An 18,910-nucleotide genomic window follows, 5' to 3' on the forward strand; every position below is an offset into this window, starting at 1 on the left:
GCGGTATGCCGGTCGACGGCGAGGCGGAGGAACCGGGCTGGGAGGTCGACCCGGACGACGACTGGGGTGTGGCGGTCGTCGCGACCGTGGGGCGGCAGCTGAAGCTGCGGCGGGAGGCGGTGGGGATGCGGGCCGCCGACTTCGGGACGGCGGTGGGATACGGGGAGGACCTCGTCTACAAGATCGAGGGCGGCAAGCGGATCCCTCGGGGCGAGTATCTGGACAGGGCGGACGAGGTGCTGGGGGCGGGCGGGCTGCTCTCGGCGATGAAGGAGGACGTGGCGAAGGTCCGGTATCCGAAGAGGGTTCGGGAACTGGCGAAGTCCGAGGCGCAGGCGGTTGAGGTGGGGCTGTACAGCAACCACAACATCCATGGTCTGTTGCAGACCGAGGAGCACATGCGGGCGCTTTTCGACGTGTGGCTTCCCGGCTACTCGGACGAGGAGACGGAGCGGATGGTGGCCGCGCGGATGGCCCGGCGTTCGATCTTCGAGCGATCACCTGCGCCGACTCTCAGTTTCGTGCAGGAGGAGGTGACGCTCCGCCGTCCGGTCGGAGGCAGAATGGTGTGGCGTCAGCAGCTCGAACGCCTTCTGGCGCTGGGGCAGTTGCGCAACGTGTCGATCCAAGTGATGCCGACCGACTGTGAAGAACACTTCGGCACGGGCGGGCTGATCGAGGTACTGAAATTCCCGGACGGCACTGCGGTGGGGCGCTCCGACGGGGCGTTCAGCGGGCGCCCTGTGTCTGATCCGAAGCAGCTCAGAATCCTTGAATTGCGCTATGGCATGATCCGGGCCCAGGCCCTCAACGTCCGAGAGTCGCGGGCCTTCATCGAGCAGACGCTTGGAGAATCATGATCCGCACCTCCACCACCCGGGACACCGCACTGGTCTGGTTCAAGAGCAGCTACAGCAGCAGTGGTGACGGCAACGACTGCATCGAGATCGCCACCGTTCCCGGCATGGTGCACGTCCGCGACTCCAAGAACATAGGAGGCCCTCGCCTCGCGCTCGCGCAGGGAGCGTGGGCGGACTTCGTGGCGTACGCCTCGGGGAGCTGACCTCCGACCGGGCGCGCACTACATCGCGGCGGCCGGTCCGGAGGGAATCGGGTTCTGCCCGGACCGGACGACGGGGAACCTCACCCCGGTGAGGTCTTCGGAGACGGCCCACAGCCGCTGCTGGACGGCTGCCTCGTACGACTGCGGGCTGGAGGTGACCAGCCGGGGGTGGCCCATGACCTCGCGGCGTCCGCCGGGGCCGTAGTACTGGCCGCCGAGCGCGGCGGGGTCGGTGGCCGCGCGCAGGGTCGGCAGCGCGCCCATCGCCGGGGTCTGGGTGATCAGCGGCGCGAGCCAGGTGAGCGGGAGCCGCAGGGCCGCGGGGGTGTTGCGGGCGAGCTCGGTGCCGGACAGACCGGGGTGCGCGGCCAGCGCGGCGGTGGTGCCGTGCGCGGCGAGCCGGCGCTGCAGCTCGTAGGTGAACATCAGGTTGGCCAGCTTGGACTGGCCGTAGGCGGCGACCCGGCTGTACGACCGCTCCCCGTGCAGGTCGTCGAAGTGGATCGCGGCCCGGATGCGGTGGCCGGTGCTGCTGACCGTCACCACGCGTGAGCCGGGCACCGGCAGCATCAGGTCCAGCAGCAGTCCGGTGAGCGCGAAGTGGCCGAGGTGGTTGGTGCCGAACTGCAGCTCGAAGCCGTCCCGGGTGGTCCGCTTCGGGGTGTACATCACGCCGGCGTTGTTGATCAGCAGGTCGATCCGGTCGAACCGGGACCGCAGCGCCGCCGCGGCGGCCTGGACGGAGTCGAGCGAGGTCAGGTCCAGCGCCTGCACGCTCACGTCCCCGGTCATGCGGGCCGCGGCCTGCTCGCCCTTCCGGACGTCGCGTACGGCGAGCACCACGGACGCCCCGTGCCCGGCGAGTGCCTTGGCGGTCTCGTACCCCAGTCCGGTGTTGGCCCCGGTCACCACGGCCACCCGCCCATGCTGGTCCGGAATGTTCGAGGTCGTCCATTTTTCACTCATGTCGGGCTCCCAGCCAGGTAACGTACCGGAGGTATCTTGTGCCGACGACGCTAAAGTACTTCCGGTACGTTGTCAACGTACCGCCGGTACTTAAGTTAGGCTGGTAATCGTGACTTTCCAGCGGGCGCGGACCGAGGAGCAGCGGGAGATCCGCCGACGGGCGATCCTCGACACGGCGTCGGCGATGCTCGACGAGATGCCGGTGGCCGCGGTCACCCTGAGCGAGCTCAGCCGCCGGGTGGGCCTGGCGAAACCGAACGTGCTGCGCTACTTCGAATCCCGCGAGGCGGTGCTGCTGGAACTGCTGGACCGGTTCCTGCGGGAATGGCTGACGGAACTGGCAGGGGAACTGGCCGCCGGCGCCGACGAGGACGCCCCCATGACCGAGCGGGCGGAAGCGGTGGCCGAGATCCTCAGCCGCTCACTCGCCGGCCGGGTGGTGCTGTGCGACCTCTTCGGCGCACAGGGCAGCGTCCTGGAGCGCAACGTCTCCGTCGAGGTCGTGGCACGCTACAAGCGCGCCTCCCTGGAGCGCCTGGCAACCATGACCGCCCAGCTCCGGAAGTACCTGCCGGAGCTGGGCGAGAACGCGACACTGTTCAGTCTGCAGACCATGGTCATGGCCGGTGCCCTGTCGGCGTACGGCACTCCTCCCCCCAGTCTCCAGGCGGCGTACCAGGCCGAACCCGACCTGGCCCGCTTCCACCTGGAGCTGGACGGCTCCCTGAAGCTGGCCCTGACCGCGACGCTCCTGGGCGTACTCCCCCGCAGCTGATGTCGCGCTCGTACTGAATCACTGCTCCGGCGCGCCGCCGAAGCGCTCCTTGTACGTTTCCAGGTCCTCGTCCGTGATCTTGGCGAAGAGGACCGGGGGGACCGTGAAGGGGGTGCCCGCGGGGAGGGAGTCCAGGGACCTGGCCTCCTCCCGGGTCACCCAGGTCGCCGAGTCGTCCGGGAGGGCGAAGGCCGCGCGCATGGCGGCGGACGAGGCCGGGATGAAGGGCTCCGAGACCACCGCGTACAGGTGGATCAGGTTCATCGCCGTGCGGAGCGTGAGGGCCGCGCCCTCCGGGTTCGTCTTGATCTCCAGCCAGGGGGCCTTCTCCTCCAGGTAGGAGTTGCCCGCCGACCACAGCGCGCGCAGGGCGGCCGCCGCCTTGCGGAACTGGAGTGCTTCCATCTGGGTCTCGTAGTCGGCGAGAAGTGATGCGATCTCCTCGCCGAGCTTCGCCTCCGGCGCGCCCGCCTCCGCGCCCGCCGGGACCTCCTCGCCGAAGCGCTTCTTCGAGAAGGACAGGACGCGGTTCACGAAGTTGCCGAGCGTGTCCGCCAGGTCCTTGTTCACCGTCGCCGTGAAGTGCTCCCACGTGAACGACGAGTCGTCCGACTCGGGGGCGTTGGCGATGAGGAAGTAGCGCCAGTAGTCCGCGGGCAGGATGTCGAGCGCCTGGTCGGTGAAGACCCCGCGCTTCTGCGACGTCGAGAACTTACCGCCGTAGTACGTCAGCCAGTTGAAGGCCTTGAGCTGGTCGACCTTCTTCCACGGCTCCCGTACGCCCATCTCCGTCGCGGGGAACATCACGCTGTGGAAGGGGACGTTGTCCTTCGCCATGAACTCGGTGTAGCGCACGTCGGAGGCGCCCGCCGGCTCGTACCACCACGACTTCCAGTCGCGGTTCTCCTGCGGGGCCGCGTCCGCCCACTCCTTCGTCGACCCGATGTACTCGATCGGCGCGTCGAACCAGACGTAGAAGACCTTGCCCTCGGCGGCCAGCGCCGGCCACGTGTCGGCCGGGACCGGCACGCCCCAGTCCAGGTCACGGGTGATCGCGCGGTCGTGCAGGCCCTCGGTCAGCCACTTGCGGGCGATGGAGGACGCGAGCTGCGGCCACTCGTCCGCGACCTCGTCGATCCACGCCTCCACCTCGCCCTGCAGCTTCGACTGGAGGAGGAAGAGGTGTGTCGTCTCGCGCACTTCGAGGTCCGTCGAACCCGAGATCGCCGAGCGCGGGTCGATCAGGTCGGTCGGGTCCAGGACGCGCGTGCAGTTCTCGCACTGGTCACCGCGCGCCTTGTCGTAACCGCAGTGCGGGCACGTGCCCTCGACGTAACGGTCGGGCAGGAAGCGGCCGTCGGCCGGCGAGTACACCTGCCGGATCGCCCGCTCCTCGATGAAGCCGTTCTCGTTCAGCGCGGCGCGCGAAGTGCTGCGTCAGCTCCGCGTTCTGCGGGGAGGAGCTGCGGCCGAAGTGGTCGAAGGCCAGCTGGAAGCCGTCGTAGATCGCCTTCTGCGCGTCATGGGCACCGGCGCAGAACTCGGCGACCGGCAGGCCCTGCTCCTTCGCCGCCAGTTCGGCCGGGGTGCCGTGCTCGTCCGTCGCGCAGATGTACAGGACGTCGTGGCCGCGCTGGCGGAGGTACCTGGCGTACACGTCCGCCGGGAGCATGGACCCCACCATGTTGCCCAGGTGCTTGATCCCGTTGATGTACGGAAGGGCGCTGGTGATGAGGTGTCGAGCCATTGCGGGCTGCTCCCGAGTCGCTGCGTGGGGTGACGGCGGGTCGGGTGACGCCTCGACCTCCGACCGTCTTACGAACCTTGGAATCGTAGCCGACATGGGTGGGCCGCCCGCTCCCCCTTTTACAAGGTGGGGAGGGGGCGGCCCGGGCGGGGTCCGGCGGCGGCCTACGGACGCCAGTTCGCCAGTACGCCCTCGTAGATCTCCGCGTCCGTGAGCTCGCGGGGCGTCGGGCCCGCGAGGAAGAACGCCGTGTTGTCCGACTTCAGCTTGCGCAGGTAGTCGAAGGCCTTGTTGTCCTGCTCGCCGAACGCGACGAAGGAGAAGAAGAGACCGGGGTGGCTCTTCGCCGCCGCCGTCAGGGCCTGGGTGGCCGGGGTCTTGGCGTCGGGGGCGCCGTCCGTCTGGAAGACGACGAGGCCGGGCTCCGCGGGCCTGCCCGACTTCTCGTGGAGGGCGATCACTTCCTCCACGGCCGCGTGATAGCTCGTACGGCCCATGCGGCCGAGGCCCGCGTGGAGTTCGTCGATCTTGTTCTCGTGCCCGGTGAGGGTGAGTTCGCCGGTGCCGTCCAGCTCGGTGGAGAAGAAGACGACCTGGACGTTCGCCTCCGGCGCCAGGTGGGCCGCGAGGGCGAGGGTCTGCTCGCCGAGCGCCTGCGCGGAGCCGTCCTTGTAGTACGGGCGCATCGACGCGGAGCGGTCGAGCACCAGGTAGACCTTGGCGCGGGTGCCGGTGAGGCCCTGGTTCTCCAGGGCGGTGGCGGCGGCCTTGTAGGCGGAGAGGAGACCGGGGGCGCGGGACTCGACGTCCGCGGGGGACGTGGAGGCTCCGGTGGAGTCGGAGTCCTCGGTGGCGGCGACCGTGCCGGGGTCCGCCTCCGTCTCCTTCTCCGCCTCGGGTGCGGGTTCCGGTTCGACGGCGGTCTCGGTCTTGGCCTCGGAGGGCTTCCGGGCGGCCTCGTCGGTGTCGGCATCGGCGTCGGCGGCTGTCGACGGTTCGTCCGTCTCCGCGGCGGCCGGCGCGGGCTCCGGGGTGACCTCGGCGACGGCGGCCTCGACTTCGGCCTCCGCGGCGGAGGCCTTCTCGGCGGCGGCCTCGGCCGCTGCCTCGGAGGCTACGGCGGGCTCGGGTTCCGGCGTGGTCTCGGGCTCCGGGACGAGCTGGATGACCAGCTCGGGCTCGGTTTCGACCACCACGGGCGTGGCGTCGGCCACCACCGGCTCCGGCGCCGGCTCGGTCCCGACCTCGGCGGCGGGTCCGGGCTTCGGCTCCGGGACCGCTTCGGCGGCTACGGGCTCGGGCTCGGGGTCGGCGACCGCGACGGCCTCCGCCTCGGGCTCGGCCTTTGCCTCGGCCTTCGCGGCGGGCTCGGTCTCGACGACGGGCTCGGTCTTCGCGGGCTCGGCCTCGGCCTTCGCGGCGGGCTCGGCCTCGATGGCGGCCTCCGCCTCGGGCTCGGCCTTCGCCTTCGCGGCGGGCTCGGCTTCCGGCTCCGCCGCCGGCTCGGGCTCGGTGGTGGGCTTCGTCTGCTCCTTCTGGTCGGCCGGTGCCGCAGGTGCCGTCGCCTGCTTCGGCACCGTCACGTTGTCGAACGCGGCCGACACCAGGTCGTCCACCACGGACGCCTTCGGCTCGGCCTTGCGCTCGGAGCCGGAGCCGGAGCCGGAGCCGGAGCCGGACTCGGGCTCGGCCACGGCCGCGGACCCCGTGTCGGGCTCCGTGGCCGGTGCGGGGACAGAAGCCTCGGGCTCGGCTGCCGCAGGCGTGGGCTCGGGAGCCGTCTCCTGCCGGGCGGCCGGCACGGTCGGCTCGGTCGTCTCGGCGGCGGACGTGGAAGGGTCCGCAGCGGCAGCGTCTTCCTTGCGTGACTTTCCGAACGCATTCCGCAGGCGGGTGAGAATGCCCATGTGCGCAACCCTTCGCATGAGTTGGTTCCGTCAATCCCTGGCCAGGACGGACACGTAAGGTTAGCCGCAGGATTCGGGGATCTTGAGCAGGGTCGATTATGCCTGTCAACTTAGGCACGCCTTGCCTTCCCTTTGCCCCGGCACCCCCGCGGACCGCGGGGGTTCACCGCCTGTTCACCCCTTGGCTGCGCCCTCGCACGCGCGTGCCCCTAGCGTCACGCCAGAACACAGACATAGGGGAGGGAACGTGCGCAACCTGCTGCCTCTGATCGGCTCGGCCGGCTCACACCCGGGCGGTCGTTCCGAGATGACCTGTCGGTACCGCTGTGGTGATGCCTGCTTCCACCCGGCGCCCAACACCAGCGCCAACGAATACGTCGGCGACGTCATCGCGGGGGCGATCGGCCGGCGTTCCATGATGCGTGCCGCCGCCGCGGTGACCGTGACCACGGCGGCCGGCGGCGCGCTGCTCGGCGCCGGCGCGGCGCCCGCCGCCGCCCGGTCCGCCGAGGGCGCGGCGGCCACCTTCGGACACGGCTCGCACGGCTCGAAGGACAAGGCCGCCCGCGGCCTGCGCTTCACACCCGTCGCGCCGAACACCACCGACGCCGTGACCGTCCCCGACGGCTACGGCCAGAACGTGGTCATCCGCTGGGGCGAGCCCATCCTGCGCGGCGCCCCGGCCTTCGACCCGGACCAGCAGACCGCGAAGGCCCAGGCGGGCCAGTTCGGCTACAACTGCGACTTCCTCGCCCTGCTCCCGCTGCCGGGCGAGCGCGGCCGCCAGCTGCTCGTGGCGAACCACGAGTACACGGACGAGGTCCTGATGTTCAAGGGCTACGACCCCGCGAACCCGACCCGTGAGCAGGCCGAGATCGCCTGGGCCGCGCACGGTCTGGGCGTCGTCGTGGTCGAGGAGGAGCGCAGGACCGGCAGGCTCACCGCCGTGCCCCGCCACCACCTCAACCGGCGTGTGACCGCGACCACCGAGTTCCGGGTGACCGGTCCCGCGGCCGGCTCGGACCTCCTGAAGACCTCCGCCGACCCGACCGGCAGGAAGGTCCTCGGCACGCTCAACAACTGCGCCGGCGGCCAGACCCCCTGGGGCACGACGCTGCACGGCGAGGAGAACTTCAACCAGTACTTCGCGAACGCGAGCCGCACGACGGACGCGCGCTACGGCATCGGCACCGGGGCCACCGAGCGCAAGTGGGAGCGGTTCGACAAGCGCTTCGACGTCGCCCAGGAGCCGAACGAGGTGCACCGCTTCGGCTACATCGTCGAGCTGGACCCGTACGACCCGACCTCGACGCCCCGCAAGCGCACCGCGCTGGGCCGGTTCAAGCACGAGGGCGCGACGATCCGCCTCACGGACGACGGCCGTCCGGTCGCCTACACCGGTGACGACGAGCGCTTCGACTACATGTACAAGTTCGTCGGCAGCAAGCGGATGCGCCACGGCAGCAGCCGCGCCGCCCGCGAGCACAACCTGACCCTGCTCGACGAGGGCACGCTGTACGTCGCCAGGCTCACCGGCGACTCCCCGGCGATCGAGATCGACGGCACCGGCAAGCTCCCGGCCGACGGTGAGTTCGACGGCAGCGGTACGTGGATCCCGCTGGCCACCGCCACCGCGAAGGGCGCCGTCTCGCACGTCCCCAGCATGACCGCCGAGGAGGTGTACGTCTTCACGCGCCTCGCCGGTGACAAGGTGGGCGCCACGAAGATGGACCGGCCGGAGGACATCCAGCCCTCCCCGCACACCGGCAAGGTGTACGTCGCCCTGACGAACAACACCAACCGCGGTGTCGGCTCCAACGCCAAGCCGGACGAGGCCAACCCGCGCAACGCCAACAAGCACGGGCACGTCCTGGAGCTGACCGAGCGCCGCAACCGCGCCGACGCCACCGGCTTCGCCTGGTCGCTGTTCCTCGTCGCGGGCGACCCGAAGGACCCGGCGACGTACTTCGCGGGCTACCCGAAGGACAAGGTCAGCCAGATCTCCTGCCCGGACAACGTGGCCTTCGACCCGCACGGCAACCTGTGGATCTCCACCGACGGCGCCCAGCTCGGCTCGCACGACGGCCTGTTCGGCGTGGCGACGAAGGGCGACCGGCGCGGTGAGCTGAAGCAGTTCCTGACCGTGCCCAAGGGCGCCGAGACCTGCGGCCCGCTCGTCCAGGACCGCCGCGTCCTGGTGGCGGTGCAGCACCCGGGCGAGATCACCGGCGCGACCGTCGAGAACCCGGCGAGCGTCTGGCCCGACGGACCGGGCAGGATCGTCCGCCCGGCGGTGGTGGCGGTCTGGCGCAAGGACGGCGAGGACATCGGCGTCTGACGCGCCACGCATGACCGGGGGCGCCCCTGTGACAGGGGCGCCCCCGCGACATGACCACCCGTCCGCCCGTCCCTACACCCCCACCAGATCAAGCCACTCCCAGTACCCGGGCGCCTCCCGCGCCACCTCCGCGTACGCCTCCCACAGCTCGGGGAAGACAAGGTCCAACTCCCCCTCCGTACGCGCCGCGAGGTACAGCCGGACCCCCAGGGGATCCCCCTGGATCCGTCGCACGGCCATCTCCGGCCGCACCTGGCACGTCGGCTGGCAGACCGTGACGACCTCGCCGGTCGCGACCAGCGAGGCGGCCGTGTGGTAGTCCCCGTGCAGCACCCGCGGCCGCAGCCCCGCCGCCCGCAGCATGCGGTGCACGGCGTCCCACTCGCCGTCGACGGTCGGGTCGATCATCCACCGGTCCCCGGCCAGGTCGGAGAGGCGCACCTCGGGGTACGCGGCGGCGGGGTGGTCGGCCGGCAGGGAGACGAACTGCGGTTCGCGTTCGACCAGGACGCGCAGCACGAGCCCGTCCGGCACCCGCAGCGGACTGCCCTCCACCTCATGCACGAAGGCCACGTCGAGCCGACCGCCGGCGAGCATGCGCAGCAGCGCGTTGGCGGAGACGTCCATCTGCAGGACCGGCTCGCGCTGCCGGGTGCGCAGCCGCCGCAGCCAGCCCGCGAGGGCACGGCTGGCGGTGGAGCCGATACGGAGCTGGGGCCCGTCGGCGTCCGTCGCGGCGGCCCGCGCCTCCGCGACCAGCGCCTGCATTTCGGCCACCAGCGGGCGGGCGCGGCCGAGGAGGACCAGGCCGAGCGGGGTCGGCCGGCAGCCGGTACGTTCGCGCAGGAACAGGGGACCGCCGAGCTCCTGCTCGATCCGCTTGAGCTGGGTGCTCAACGAGGGCTGGGACACGCCGAGCTGCCGGGCGGCCCGGTGCAGGCTGCCGGTGTCGGCTATGGCGCACAGTGCACGGAGGTGCCTCACCTCGAGGTCCATGGCGTCGGAGCCTAAGGCGGAAGTACAGCTTTCACCAGATGCACAAACCCCACTCAAAACAGGCGACTTGGACGATCGCTGCCGGGCGGACCTCGGGCCGATATCGTGCGGATAACCGCGTCCTATCGCCACTTGGCATCATCACAGCGGCCTCACAGGCGCCGAAACTCACCGAGGACGACTTCACCCCCACTCCGAGGAGTCCTCGATGCGCCTTTCCACACCCCTGCTCTCCGCCGCGGTCGGTCTCGGTCTCACCGCCGCCGCGCTCGGTACGGTCCCGGCCGCCGCGGCCCCGGCGCCCGAACCGGTGGCCGCCGCCTCCGCGGGCTACACGGACTACAACGGTTCCGGCGAAGAGGCGAAGGCCAACCAGGCCTTCTTCGACGCCGTGCTGAAGTCCGTGGCCGAGCAGCGTGCCGCGAACCCGCGGTCCGCCGCCGCCGTCACCGTCGTCTACAACGCCTCGGCCGCGCCGACCTTCGCCTCCCAGATAGCCCGCAGCACGCAGATCTGGAACAGCTCCGTCACCAACGTCAGACTGCAGGCCGGCAGCAGCGGCGCGAACTTCACGTACCGCGAGGGCAACGACTCGCGCGGTTCGTACGCCTCCACGGACGGGCACGGGCGCGGCTACATCTTCCTCGACTACCGGCAGAACCAGCAGTACAACTCCACGCGGGTGACCGCCCACGAGACCGGGCACGTGCTCGGCCTGCCCGACCACTACACCGGTCCGTGCAGCGAGCTGATGTCCGGCGGCGGACCGGGCACGTCCTGCACGAACGCGAACCCCAACAGCGCCGAGCGGTCGCGGGTGAACCAGCTGTGGGCCAACGGGCTCGCGAAGGCGCTGGCGAAGGTCAACCAGGACCGCTAGGCCCCTCGGGACCGCAAGGCCGACCAGGACCGCCAGGTCCCCCACGGGTGTACCACCCACCCCCCACCGGCGTGGGCCGTCCCTCCTGCACAGAGGGTGCGGCCCACGCCGTCCTGCGTGCCGAGCACGTCCTCACCGGTCGTTCCTCACCGGCTCTTGTTGAGAGTCAGGTCCACGACGAGCGCCCGGTGGTCGGTGTCGCCGAGCTCCAGGAACCGGGTCCGGTGCGCGGTGAAGCCGCGGGAGACGAGCACGTGGTCGATCTGGGCGCCGAGGGCCGGCGCCGTCAGGGCGGGCCAGGTCGGCGTACGGGTGTCGCCGGTGAGCCGGGCGCCGTCCATGAAGCCGGTGTCCAGGATGCGGCGGAAGGCCGCGTGGTCCTGGGTGGCGTTGAAGTCGCCGGCGACGAGGGTGGGGCGGTCGACGTTCGCGGCGGCGTAGTCGCGCAGGGCGGACAGCTCCTTGCGCCAGGTGCCCAGGCCGGACGGCAGCGGCGGCATGGGGTGGGCCAGCTGGAGGCGTATCCCGTAGCCGTTCACGTCGGCGACGGCGCCGGGCATGCCCATGGTGGCGGGGATGCCCTTCGCGGCCTGGAGGGGATGCCGGCTGAGGATGACGGAACCTTCGGAGCCGGTGCCTTCGACGGCCTGCCGGTAGGGGTAGACGACCTTCTCGTTCTTCGACCGCTCGCCGAGGGCCTGCTCCAGCCGCTTCCCGCAGCTCTGGTCGCACTCCTGGACGAAGACGAAGTCGGGGCGCTGCTTCGTGACCGCCCCGATCAGGCCGTCCGTCGCCGCACCGAACTCGACGTTCGAGGTGAGGACGCGGACCTCGGCGACCGGCAGGCCCCCGGGTTCCATCGTCTTCCCGTACGGCTCCATGTACCAGGCGGTCACCCCGAGCGCGGCCACGCCCCAGATGAGTCCGAAGCGCCAGCGGGACAGGACCGCGAACACGAGGGCGAGGCCGGTGGGGGCGAGGAGCCAGGGCAGGAACGCGAGCAGCTGGGGTACGGGGGTGACGGCGTCGGTGTCGGCGATGCGGCAGCCGAGGACGGTGCTCACGGTGAGGAGCAGCAGGGCGGCGAACCAGGTGCCCGCCGCCGTGCGGGCGCGGCGGTCCGCCGGGGCGTCGTAGCCTGCGGCTCGCTCGCCCGTTCCAGCCGTCGCACCGCGTACGCCCACGTTTTCCTGTCCCTCCGGCCCCGACCCTTTGCAGGGATCCTCTCTCAGAGACGGAGAGCGTGTGTGCGGGGTTGCGCGGCGGGGCCGTCGGCTGCGGGCCGGCGGGGGCTTGTCGCGCAGTTCCCCGCGCCCCCGAAGGGCGCTTTTCAGGAGCGCGGCTCACATACGGGCCAGCAGTCCGGCCAGGGCCTCGTCGAACTCCTCGGGCCGTTCCAGGTTCGGCAGGTGGGCCGCGCCCGGTACGACGCGCAGGACCGAGTCCGGGAGGGCCGCGTGCATCGCCTCCGCGTCTGCCACCGGCGTGAACGTGTCGTCCTCGCCCACCACCACCAGCGCGGGAACGCGGACCCGGGTCAGCAGGTCCCGGTAGTCGGGCCGCTCGGCCCTGCCCCGCAGGGCCGCCGCGGCCCCCTCGGCCGGCGTGCCCGTCATCATGCGGTGGACGTGCGCCGCCACCTCCGGCCGGGCGTACGGCGCGACCATGTCGTACAGCACCTCGTCCGCGTACCCGGCCATCCCCTCGCGCAGCAGCCGGTCGGCCGTCGCTGCCCGGGACCTCCTCCCCTCCGGCGTCTCCGCCGCCGGGAAGGTGTCCGCCAGGAGCAGCCCCCGTACGCGCCCGGGGAACAGGCGGAGGAACTCCATGGCGATCTGGCCGCCCATCGACAGTCCGCCGAGGACGAATGCGGGTACCCGGAGGTCGTCGAGGAGGTCCGCCACGTCCTGCGCGAAGACGGAGAGCGGGGTGATCCCGGGGACCACCGGCGAGGCGCCGTAGCCGCGCAGATCCGGAACGATCACCCGGCGCTCCGGCGAGAAGGCCGCCACCTGGGGTGCCCACATCGTGCGGTCGAAGGGGTGGCCGTGGATCAGGACAAGGGGCAACGCCGTGGCGGCATGCGGTCCTTCGTCCTCGTATGCGAGGAAGGGAGCCATGGGACGGACCCTAGGGCCCGGCGACTTCTCGGTGCAATAGGATCTTTGCCCTCGGTGCAATCCGGGGACTGCGCGCGATCGAGGAAGGAGCGGCCGTGAAGGACTACCGGCGTATCGCCGACCTGCTGGCCGAGGAGATCTACTCGGGACGGCTGAAGGCCGGCGAACGGCTGCCCCCGCAACGGGTGTTCGCCCGGCGGCGGCATATCGCGGGGTCCACGGCCGGGCGGGTGTACGGCGAACTGGTGCGGCGCGGACTCGTCGTGGGCGAGGTCGGGCGCGGCACCTACGTGCGGGCCGCCCCGGCACCGTCGGGCCGGTCCCTCGCCGAGGCCGTGCACGGCCACGACCCCGGGATGACCGTCGACCTGGAGCTCAACTACCCGTCCGTGGAAGGGCAGTCGGAGCTGCTGGCGGGCGGGCTCGCGCCCCTGCTGCGGCCCGACGTGCTGGCCGGGGCCACCCGCACCGTCCCGGCCACCGGCACCGCCGCCGCGCGCGAGGCCGTCGCGGGGCTGCTGGCCGCGACCGGCTGGCGGCCGGACCCCGGGCAGCTCCTCTTCGCGGGGAACGCCCGGCAGGCCATCGCGGGCGCCCTCGCCTCGCTGGTACGGCCCGGCGGGCGGGTCGGCGTGGAGGAACTGACGTATCCGCTGGTCAAGGAGATCGCGGCGCGGATCGGCTGCACCCTCGTCCCGCTCGCGACGGACGGGCGGGGGCTGCGGCCCGACGCCGTCGCCGCCGCCCACCGCGCCGCGCCGCTGTCCGCGCTGTACGTCCAGCCGACGCTGCACAACCCCACCGGGGTGACGACCGGTGACGCCCGCAAGCGGGAACTGGCCGCCGTGGTGCGGGACATGGACCTGCCCGTGGTGGAGGACCGCATCTGGTCCTTCCTGCACGAGGGGGGCGTGCCGTTCGCCGCGTACGCGCCCGAACGCGTCCATGTCGTGGACGGGCTGTCGAAGCGGGTCGCGCCCGGACTGACCGTCGGCTTCCTCGTCGTGCCCGGGGACCGGGTGGAGGCGGTGGCCGGGGCGCTGCGGTCGGGCGGGTGGACGGCCGGGCGGTTCGCGCTGGAGGCGGGCACGCGGTGGATCCGCAACGGGACCGTCGAGCGGCTCGTCGGACAGAAACGGGCGGACGCCTCCCGGCGGCAGCGCGTGGTCGCGGAACTGCTCGACGGATTCACGGTACGGGCCGACCCGAACGCGTACTACGCCTGGTGGGAGCTGCCCGCGCCCTGGCGCGCCGACACCTTTACGGCGGCCGCCGCCGCGCGCGGCATCGCCGTCACCCCCGGGGCCGCCTTCGCCGTGGGGCCGCGGGGCGCGCCGGACGCCGTCAGGCTCGGGCTCGCGTCGGTTCCGCTGCCGGTGCTGGGACGGGCGCTGCGGACCCTGCGCGACGTCGCGCGCGGCGGTCCGTGAGCCAGGTCGCGAGGGCCACCGTGAGGCCGAGGGCCAGGATGGACCAGGTGGCCGTGCGCAGGGTCTCGGTGAGCGCGTCGTAGACCGCGCCCGCCGCCGCGCGGGAGACGTGCCCGGGCAGCCCTTCGAGCGTCAGGACGCGGGCCGCGGCCGTGGCCAGGGCCAGCAGGGCGGCGCCCAGGGCCGTCCCGAGGGCCGTGGCGGTGACGGCACGGCGGCGGCGTACGGCGAGGAGGATGCCGCCGACGGCCAGGGCGACCGCCGCCAGGGGACACCAGAAGCCCGCGATCTCCAGCACGTGGAACCCCTTTCGCACGGAGCCCAGCTCCTGGGCGCGCAGGACCGTGACCTCGGTGTGCTCGACGGGGATGCGGTCCGCCATCGGCACGCGGTCGTCGGCCAGCCGTGTCTTCAACCGGGCGGTGACCGGGGCCAGGTCGAGCGTGACGGCGCCCCCGCGGTCGCTGCGCAGGGCCCGCAGGACGGCGTCGTGCGCGGCGCGGTTCGCGGCGTTCCAGGCCGCGCGGAAGGCCTCCGTACCGGTGAAGGACCGCACCGCCCGGTGGACGTACGCGCGGACCTCCCCCTCCAGCGGTCCCACCTCGACCTCGCTCATGATCCCGTCGGTGACCGTGTCCGCGACGGCGCCCCGCACATCGGGTCCGGCGGCCAGCGGCGCCATCGCCTCGACGTACCGCCCGGTGTCGCCGATCTCGTACTTCGCCCACGCCGACAGACCGGCCGGCGGCACGAGGAGGCAGGCGAGCACGATCAGCAGCGCCGAGAGGACTTTGCGCACCCCTCAAGGAACGGCCCCGGCCGCGCCCGCCGCCATCGGGGCACGGCCGGGGTGCTGCATCCGGACGCGGATTGCGTTCTTCCGGGGGACCCCGGGGGGCCTCCGACGGCTCGAAGCGGTGCGGAGGAGCCGGTCATCTGCGGTTGTAGAGCCTCATCGTGACCGGGCCGAAGACCAGGACCAGCGCCGCGGCCCAGCCCAGCGACCAGGCGATCCCGGCGGCCGGCCAGGAGCCGTCCATCAGGCCGCGGACCGCCGAGGCGAGGTGGGTGACCGGGTTGTTGTTGACGAACGCCTGGAGCCAGCCCGGCATCGTCTCGGGGCGGACGAAGATGTCGCTGAGGAAGGTCAGCGGGAACAGGATCATCATGCTCACGCCCATGACCGACTTCTCCGTACGCAGCAGCAGGCCGAACATCGTCCACACCCAGGAGAAGGCGAACGAGAACACGATCAGCAGCAGGACGCCCGCGACCACTCCCCGGACGCCGCCGTCCGGGCGGAAGCCCATGATCAGCCCGACCGTCAGCATCACGACCGACGCGATCGTGTAGCGCAGGGCGTCCCCGAGCAGGTAGCCGACCAGCGTCGACGGGCGCCAGACGGGCAGCGAGCGGAAGCGGTCGAAGACGCCCTTCGCGATGTCGACGTTGACCGAGACGCCCGTGTACATCGTGATCATGACGACCGACATCACGAGGATGCCGGGCAGCAGGTACTGGATGTACTCCCGCGGGGAACCGGCGAGCGCGCCCCCGAACAGGTACGTGTACATCAGCACCAGCATGACCGGGAACGCCGTGACGTCGAAGAGCTGCTCCGGTACGTGCTTGATCTTCAGGACCGCCCGCCAGCCGAAGGTGAGGGACGTCCGCAGGGCGTTCGGGCGCGGGGGGCGCTCGCCGGAGACCAGGAGAGCGGCGAGGCTGTCGGCGCGGACCGGCGCGAGGTCCGCGGAATCCGTGGTGCCGGTGGACCGGGTTGTGGTGCTCATGCCGTGGCCTCTTTCTCGTGCCGGGTGCGGGCTGCGGGCCGCGGGTGGTCGGGTTTTCCGGTGAGGGCCAGGAACACCTCGTCCAGGCTGGGCTGGCCCAGGGAGAAGTTGTCGACGACGATGCCCGCGCGGGCGAGTTCCGCGAGGGCGCGGGACGCCTTCTCGGCGCCGCCGCTCCCGTCCGCCGGGCCGCTTCCGTCCGCCGGGCCGTTGCCGACGCGGGCCGTCAGGGCCACCGGGTCCGGTTCCAGCTGGACGTCCGCGCCGAGGGTCTGCCGGAGCAGCCGCTCGGCGTCCGGGCGCCGGTCCGCGTCCCGCAGCCGTACGTGCACGGCGCCGGCGCCTACCGACGCCTTCAGCTCGCCCTTGGTGCCCTCGGCGATGACCCTGCCCTGGTCGATGACGGCGATCCGGGACGCCAGTTGGTCGGCCTCGTCCAGGTACTGGGTCGTCAGCAGGACCGTCGTGCCCTGGGCGACGACCGCCCGCACGATCTCCCAGACCTGGTTGCGGCTGCGCGGGTCGAGGCCCGTCGTCGGCTCGTCCAGGAACAGCAGGTCCGGGGTGTTGAGGATGGACGCGGCGATGTCGATACGGCGCCGCATGCCGCCGGAGTAGTTCTTCACCTGGCGGCCGGCCGCCTCCGACAGGCCGAAGGCGTCCAGGAGCTGGGCCGCGCGGCCGGACGAGGCCTTCTTGGCGTGGCCGGTCAGGCGGGCCAGCAGCACGAGGTTCTCGGTGCCGGTCAGGTCCTCGTCCACCGAGGCGTACTGGCCGGTGAGGCTCACCCTGGCGCGTACCGCGTCCGCCTCGCGCACGACGTCGTGGCCGAAGACGTGGGCCTCGCCGCCGTCGGGGCGCAGCAGGGTCGCCAGCATGCGTACGGTCGTGGTCTTGCCGGCGCCGTTCGGGCCGAGCAGGCCGTAGACCGTGCCCGCCTCGATGCGCAGGTCCACTCCGTCGACCGCGCGGGTGTCGCCGAAGGTCTTCACCAGGCCCGCGGTCTCGATGGCCGGCCCGGCCCGGTGGTCGGTGCGGTTGCTGCTCGTCATGTCGGTCCGCCCATCCGCGTAGCTCTGAGGACTTGTTCCGGGATGCAGACCCCCGGGGGTGCGGAAACTCATCGGTGGGGCGGGGCGGGCGGGTCCCGGCCCGCTCGCCGGGTGCGGCCCGGTGGGGGCTGTTCGCGCAGTTCCCCGCGCCCCTGAGGGGCGGGGTTGGGTCCCGGCTGGTTCTTTGGGTGCGGGCCGGTGGGGGCCGTTCGCGCAGTTCCCCGCGCCCCTGGGGGGTGGGGTTGTGTCCTGGGTCGGTTCTTTGGGTGTGGGTCGGTGGGGGTTGTTCGCGCAGTTCCCCGCGCCCCTGAAGGGCGGGGTTGTGTCCCGGCCGGTTCTTTGGGTGTGGGTCGGTGGGGGGTGAGCGCGTTGTTTCCCGTGCCCCTGGACGCAAAAGCCGGGGCGTAGCCCCGCTTTTGAGGGGCGCGGGGAACTGCGCGCTCAGCCACGACGCACCCGCACCCAGCCACCGGGCCGGGGCGCAGCCCCGTTTCGTGCGGGTGCGGGCCGCCGGATCGCATGGTTCGCTGGGCGGATGAGCGGTGCGGACCGGCGAACGCCTGCCCAGCGACAGCAACTGCTCCGCATCCGCGGACGCAGCATCGCCTGGGCACCCCCGCTGCTCCTGCTCATCGCGATCGCCGTGATCGACAGCAACACCTCGGGCGAGTTCAGGATCATCTCCTGGATCGTCCTGGTGCCCGGCATCGCCGCGGCCATCTGCGGAGTCAAGGGCACCGCCGCCCTCGGCGTCCTCGCCGTCGTCACCTACATCGAGGTCGACACCGCCTGGCCGCACCAGGACCAGACCGGCCTCCCCGACTTCATCCTCGTCGCCGTGGGCGGGGCACTCGCGACCACGGCCTGCGCGGTGCGGGTCCGCGAGGAGCGGCGGATGCTGCACATGCGCGACGTCGCCGACACGACCCGCCGTACCGTCCTGCGCCCGATGCCCACTCCCTGGGCGGGCCTGGAACACGCGGCCGTCTACCTCGCCGCCGACAGCGAGGCCCGCGTCGGCGGCGACTTCTACGACATCCAGCCGGGCCCCCACGGCACCCGCGTCCTCCTCGGGGACGTCCAGGGCAAGGGCCTTCCCGCGGTCGACGCGGCCGCCGCCCTGCTCGGCACGTTCCGGGAGTCGGCGTACCACGAGGCGTCCCTGGCCGTCGTCGCCGAACGGCTGGAGGTGCGGATGGGGCGCCACCGCCGGTACGTGACGGACCTCGGCGGCGCGCCGGAGCGCGGCGTGGAACGCTTCGCGACCGCGGTCCTCGTCGCGTTCCCGCCGCCCGGCGCCCCGGCCGGGCACATCGAGGTCGTCAACTTCGGGCACGAGCCTCCGCTCGTCGCCGGACAGGGCGGCGTGCGCCTCCTGCCGCCCGGCGACGGCCTGCCGCTCGGCCTGGCCGGGCTGACCGGACCGGAGGCGGCCCTCCCGCCGGTCCGCCGGGTGCCCTTCGCCCCCGGCGAGACCCTGCTCCTCGTCACGGACGGCGTGACCGAGGCCCGCGACGCCGACGGCACCTTCTTCCCCCTGCACGCCCGCGTCGCCCTGGCCGTCTCCACCGACCCCGCCGCCGCCCGCCCCCGCACCCTCGTCGAACTGGTCCGCGAAGGCACCCTCCGCCACAGCGCCGGACACCTGGTGGACGACACGACGATCTTCGCCGTACGCCAGGCGAGGCAGGCGAGGCAGGCGAGGCAGTCGGGGCAGACGCGACAGGCCGGGCAGGACGGGCGGGCCGGGCAGGCGCGAAACGGCACCTCTCCTCCCGTACCGCCCCCGCACGGATCCACTGCGCACCCGCACCGGTTACCGTGACGCCGTGGTGATCGAAGG

Annotated in this window: 15 protein-coding genes and 1 pseudogene; 7 read left to right on the forward strand and 9 right to left on the reverse strand. The window is 72.2% G+C overall.

The annotated features are described in order from the left end of the window. Window positions 1–5: 5 nt before the first annotated feature. Window positions 6–860: a helix-turn-helix transcriptional regulator gene (locus tag QFZ75_RS20025; RefSeq protein WP_307538806.1), complete on the forward strand. Its 855-nt coding sequence runs from the start codon at window positions 6–8 to the stop codon at window positions 858–860. Beyond that, window positions 857–1,063 carry a DUF397 domain-containing protein gene (locus QFZ75_RS20030; RefSeq protein ID WP_307538808.1) on the forward strand — a complete coding sequence of 69 codons (207 nt, stop codon included), beginning with the start codon at window positions 857–859 and terminating at the stop codon, window positions 1,061–1,063. The genes QFZ75_RS20025 and QFZ75_RS20030 overlap by 4 nt, the downstream gene beginning before the upstream one ends. Before the next feature lie 18 nt (window positions 1,064–1,081). Here the strand turns inward: QFZ75_RS20030 and QFZ75_RS20035 are convergent, their stop codons facing one another. Beyond that, entirely contained in the window at window positions 1,082–2,029 is a 948-nt protein-coding gene (locus QFZ75_RS20035; RefSeq protein ID WP_307538810.1) for an SDR family NAD(P)-dependent oxidoreductase, read from the reverse strand. A gap of 109 nt (window positions 2,030–2,138) precedes the next feature. On the opposite strand from QFZ75_RS20035, the gene QFZ75_RS20040 reads away from it, so the two are divergent. Beyond that, the gene (locus tag QFZ75_RS20040) at window positions 2,139–2,804 is read left to right on the forward strand and encodes a TetR/AcrR family transcriptional regulator (RefSeq protein WP_307538812.1); all 666 of its coding nucleotides are present in this window, start codon (window positions 2,139–2,141) and stop codon (window positions 2,802–2,804) included. A gap of 18 nt (window positions 2,805–2,822) precedes the next feature. On the opposite strand, the pseudogene metG reads toward QFZ75_RS20040, so the two are convergent. Both metG and QFZ75_RS20050 read right to left on the reverse strand, forming a co-directional pair. Beyond that, window positions 2,823–4,551: pseudogene (gene metG, locus QFZ75_RS20045) on the reverse strand (methionine--tRNA ligase). Between the two features lie 164 nt (window positions 4,552–4,715). Next, on the reverse strand, window positions 4,716–6,245 hold the full coding sequence (locus QFZ75_RS20050) for a VWA domain-containing protein (protein WP_307538814.1): 1,530 nt from the start codon (window positions 6,243–6,245) through the stop codon (window positions 4,716–4,718). A gap of 460 nt (window positions 6,246–6,705) precedes the next feature. Here QFZ75_RS20050 and QFZ75_RS20055 point away from each other — a divergent pair, with 460 nt between their 5' ends. Then, entirely contained in the window at window positions 6,706–8,796 is a 2,091-nt protein-coding gene (locus QFZ75_RS20055) for a PhoX family phosphatase (RefSeq protein ID WP_307538816.1), read from the forward strand. A gap of 72 nt (window positions 8,797–8,868) precedes the next feature. Here QFZ75_RS20055 and QFZ75_RS20060 read toward each other — a convergent pair whose 3' ends face one another. Further along, window positions 8,869–9,792 (reverse strand): LysR family transcriptional regulator, encoded by a 924-nt coding sequence (locus QFZ75_RS20060; protein ID WP_307538817.1) that lies wholly within the window; start codon window positions 9,790–9,792, stop codon window positions 8,869–8,871. A gap of 208 nt (window positions 9,793–10,000) precedes the next feature. On the opposite strand from QFZ75_RS20060, the gene snpA reads away from it, so the two are divergent. Next, window positions 10,001–10,672, forward strand: coding sequence for a snapalysin (snpA, locus tag QFZ75_RS20065; protein ID WP_307538819.1), 672 nt, complete (start codon window positions 10,001–10,003; stop codon window positions 10,670–10,672). A gap of 146 nt (window positions 10,673–10,818) precedes the next feature. On the opposite strand, the gene QFZ75_RS20070 is transcribed toward snpA, so the two are convergent. After that, complete coding sequence (locus QFZ75_RS20070; RefSeq protein ID WP_373465903.1) at window positions 10,819–11,856, reverse strand: endonuclease/exonuclease/phosphatase family protein; 1,038 nt, start codon at window positions 11,854–11,856, stop codon at window positions 10,819–10,821. A gap of 159 nt (window positions 11,857–12,015) precedes the next feature. Further along, window positions 12,016–12,792, reverse strand: coding sequence for an alpha/beta fold hydrolase (locus QFZ75_RS20075; protein WP_307538821.1), 777 nt, complete (start codon window positions 12,790–12,792; stop codon window positions 12,016–12,018). Between the two features lie 95 nt (window positions 12,793–12,887). On the opposite strand from QFZ75_RS20075, the gene QFZ75_RS20080 reads away from it, so the two are divergent. Continuing rightward, window positions 12,888–14,222, forward strand: a complete 1,335-nt coding sequence (locus QFZ75_RS20080) for a PLP-dependent aminotransferase family protein (RefSeq protein WP_307538823.1) — start codon at window positions 12,888–12,890, stop codon at window positions 14,220–14,222. Here QFZ75_RS20080 and QFZ75_RS20085 read toward each other — a convergent pair. From QFZ75_RS20085 to QFZ75_RS20095, 3 genes are all read right to left on the reverse strand, one after another. Then, window positions 14,137–15,021, reverse strand: a complete 885-nt coding sequence (locus QFZ75_RS20085; protein WP_307538825.1) for a hypothetical protein — start codon at window positions 15,019–15,021, stop codon at window positions 14,137–14,139. The genes QFZ75_RS20080 and QFZ75_RS20085 overlap by 86 nt on opposite strands. A 133-nt stretch (window positions 15,022–15,154) precedes the next feature. Next, window positions 15,155–16,015 carry an ABC transporter permease gene (locus tag QFZ75_RS20090; RefSeq protein WP_307538827.1) on the reverse strand — a complete coding sequence of 287 codons (861 nt, stop codon included), beginning with the start codon at window positions 16,013–16,015 and terminating at the stop codon, window positions 15,155–15,157. Further along, window positions 16,012–17,067 carry an ATP-binding cassette domain-containing protein gene (locus QFZ75_RS20095; RefSeq protein ID WP_307538829.1) on the reverse strand — a complete coding sequence of 352 codons (1,056 nt, stop codon included), beginning with the start codon at window positions 17,065–17,067 and terminating at the stop codon, window positions 16,012–16,014. Before QFZ75_RS20095 ends, QFZ75_RS20090 begins: the two co-directional genes overlap by 4 nt. A 535-nt stretch (window positions 17,068–17,602) precedes the next feature. Here QFZ75_RS20095 and QFZ75_RS20100 point away from each other — a divergent pair. Next, complete coding sequence (locus QFZ75_RS20100) at window positions 17,603–18,892, forward strand: PP2C family protein-serine/threonine phosphatase (RefSeq protein WP_307538830.1); 1,290 nt, start codon at window positions 17,603–17,605, stop codon at window positions 18,890–18,892. Window positions 18,893–18,910: the final 18 nt, after the last annotated feature.

The sequence above is a fragment of the Streptomyces sp. V3I8 genome, assembly GCF_030817535.1.
GTDB lineage: Bacteria > Actinomycetota > Actinomycetes > Streptomycetales > Streptomycetaceae > Streptomyces.

Excerpts from the sequence above, each read along its gene's own strand:
- QFZ75_RS20100 (WP_307538830.1), top strand. The coding sequence starts at position 17,603 with ATGAGCGGTGCGGACCGGCGAACGCCTGCCCAGCGACAGCAACTGCTC.
- snpA (WP_307538819.1), top strand. The coding sequence starts at position 10,001 with ATGCGCCTTTCCACACCCCTGCTCTCCGCCGCGGTCGGTCTCGGTCTC.
- QFZ75_RS20075 (WP_307538821.1), bottom strand. The coding sequence starts at position 12,792 with ATGGCTCCCTTCCTCGCATACGAGGACGAAGGACCGCATGCCGCCACG.
- QFZ75_RS20030 (WP_307538808.1), top strand. The coding sequence starts at position 857 with ATGATCCGCACCTCCACCACCCGGGACACCGCACTGGTCTGGTTCAAG.
- QFZ75_RS20095 (WP_307538829.1), bottom strand. The coding sequence starts at position 17,067 with ATGACGAGCAGCAACCGCACCGACCACCGGGCCGGGCCGGCCATCGAG.
- QFZ75_RS20090 (WP_307538827.1), bottom strand. The coding sequence starts at position 16,015 with ATGAGCACCACAACCCGGTCCACCGGCACCACGGATTCCGCGGACCTC.
- QFZ75_RS20060 (WP_307538817.1), bottom strand. The coding sequence starts at position 9,792 with ATGGACCTCGAGGTGAGGCACCTCCGTGCACTGTGCGCCATAGCCGAC.
- QFZ75_RS20025 (WP_307538806.1), top strand. The coding sequence starts at position 6 with ATGCCGGTCGACGGCGAGGCGGAGGAACCGGGCTGGGAGGTCGACCCG.
- QFZ75_RS20035 (WP_307538810.1), bottom strand. The coding sequence starts at position 2,029 with ATGAGTGAAAAATGGACGACCTCGAACATTCCGGACCAGCATGGGCGG.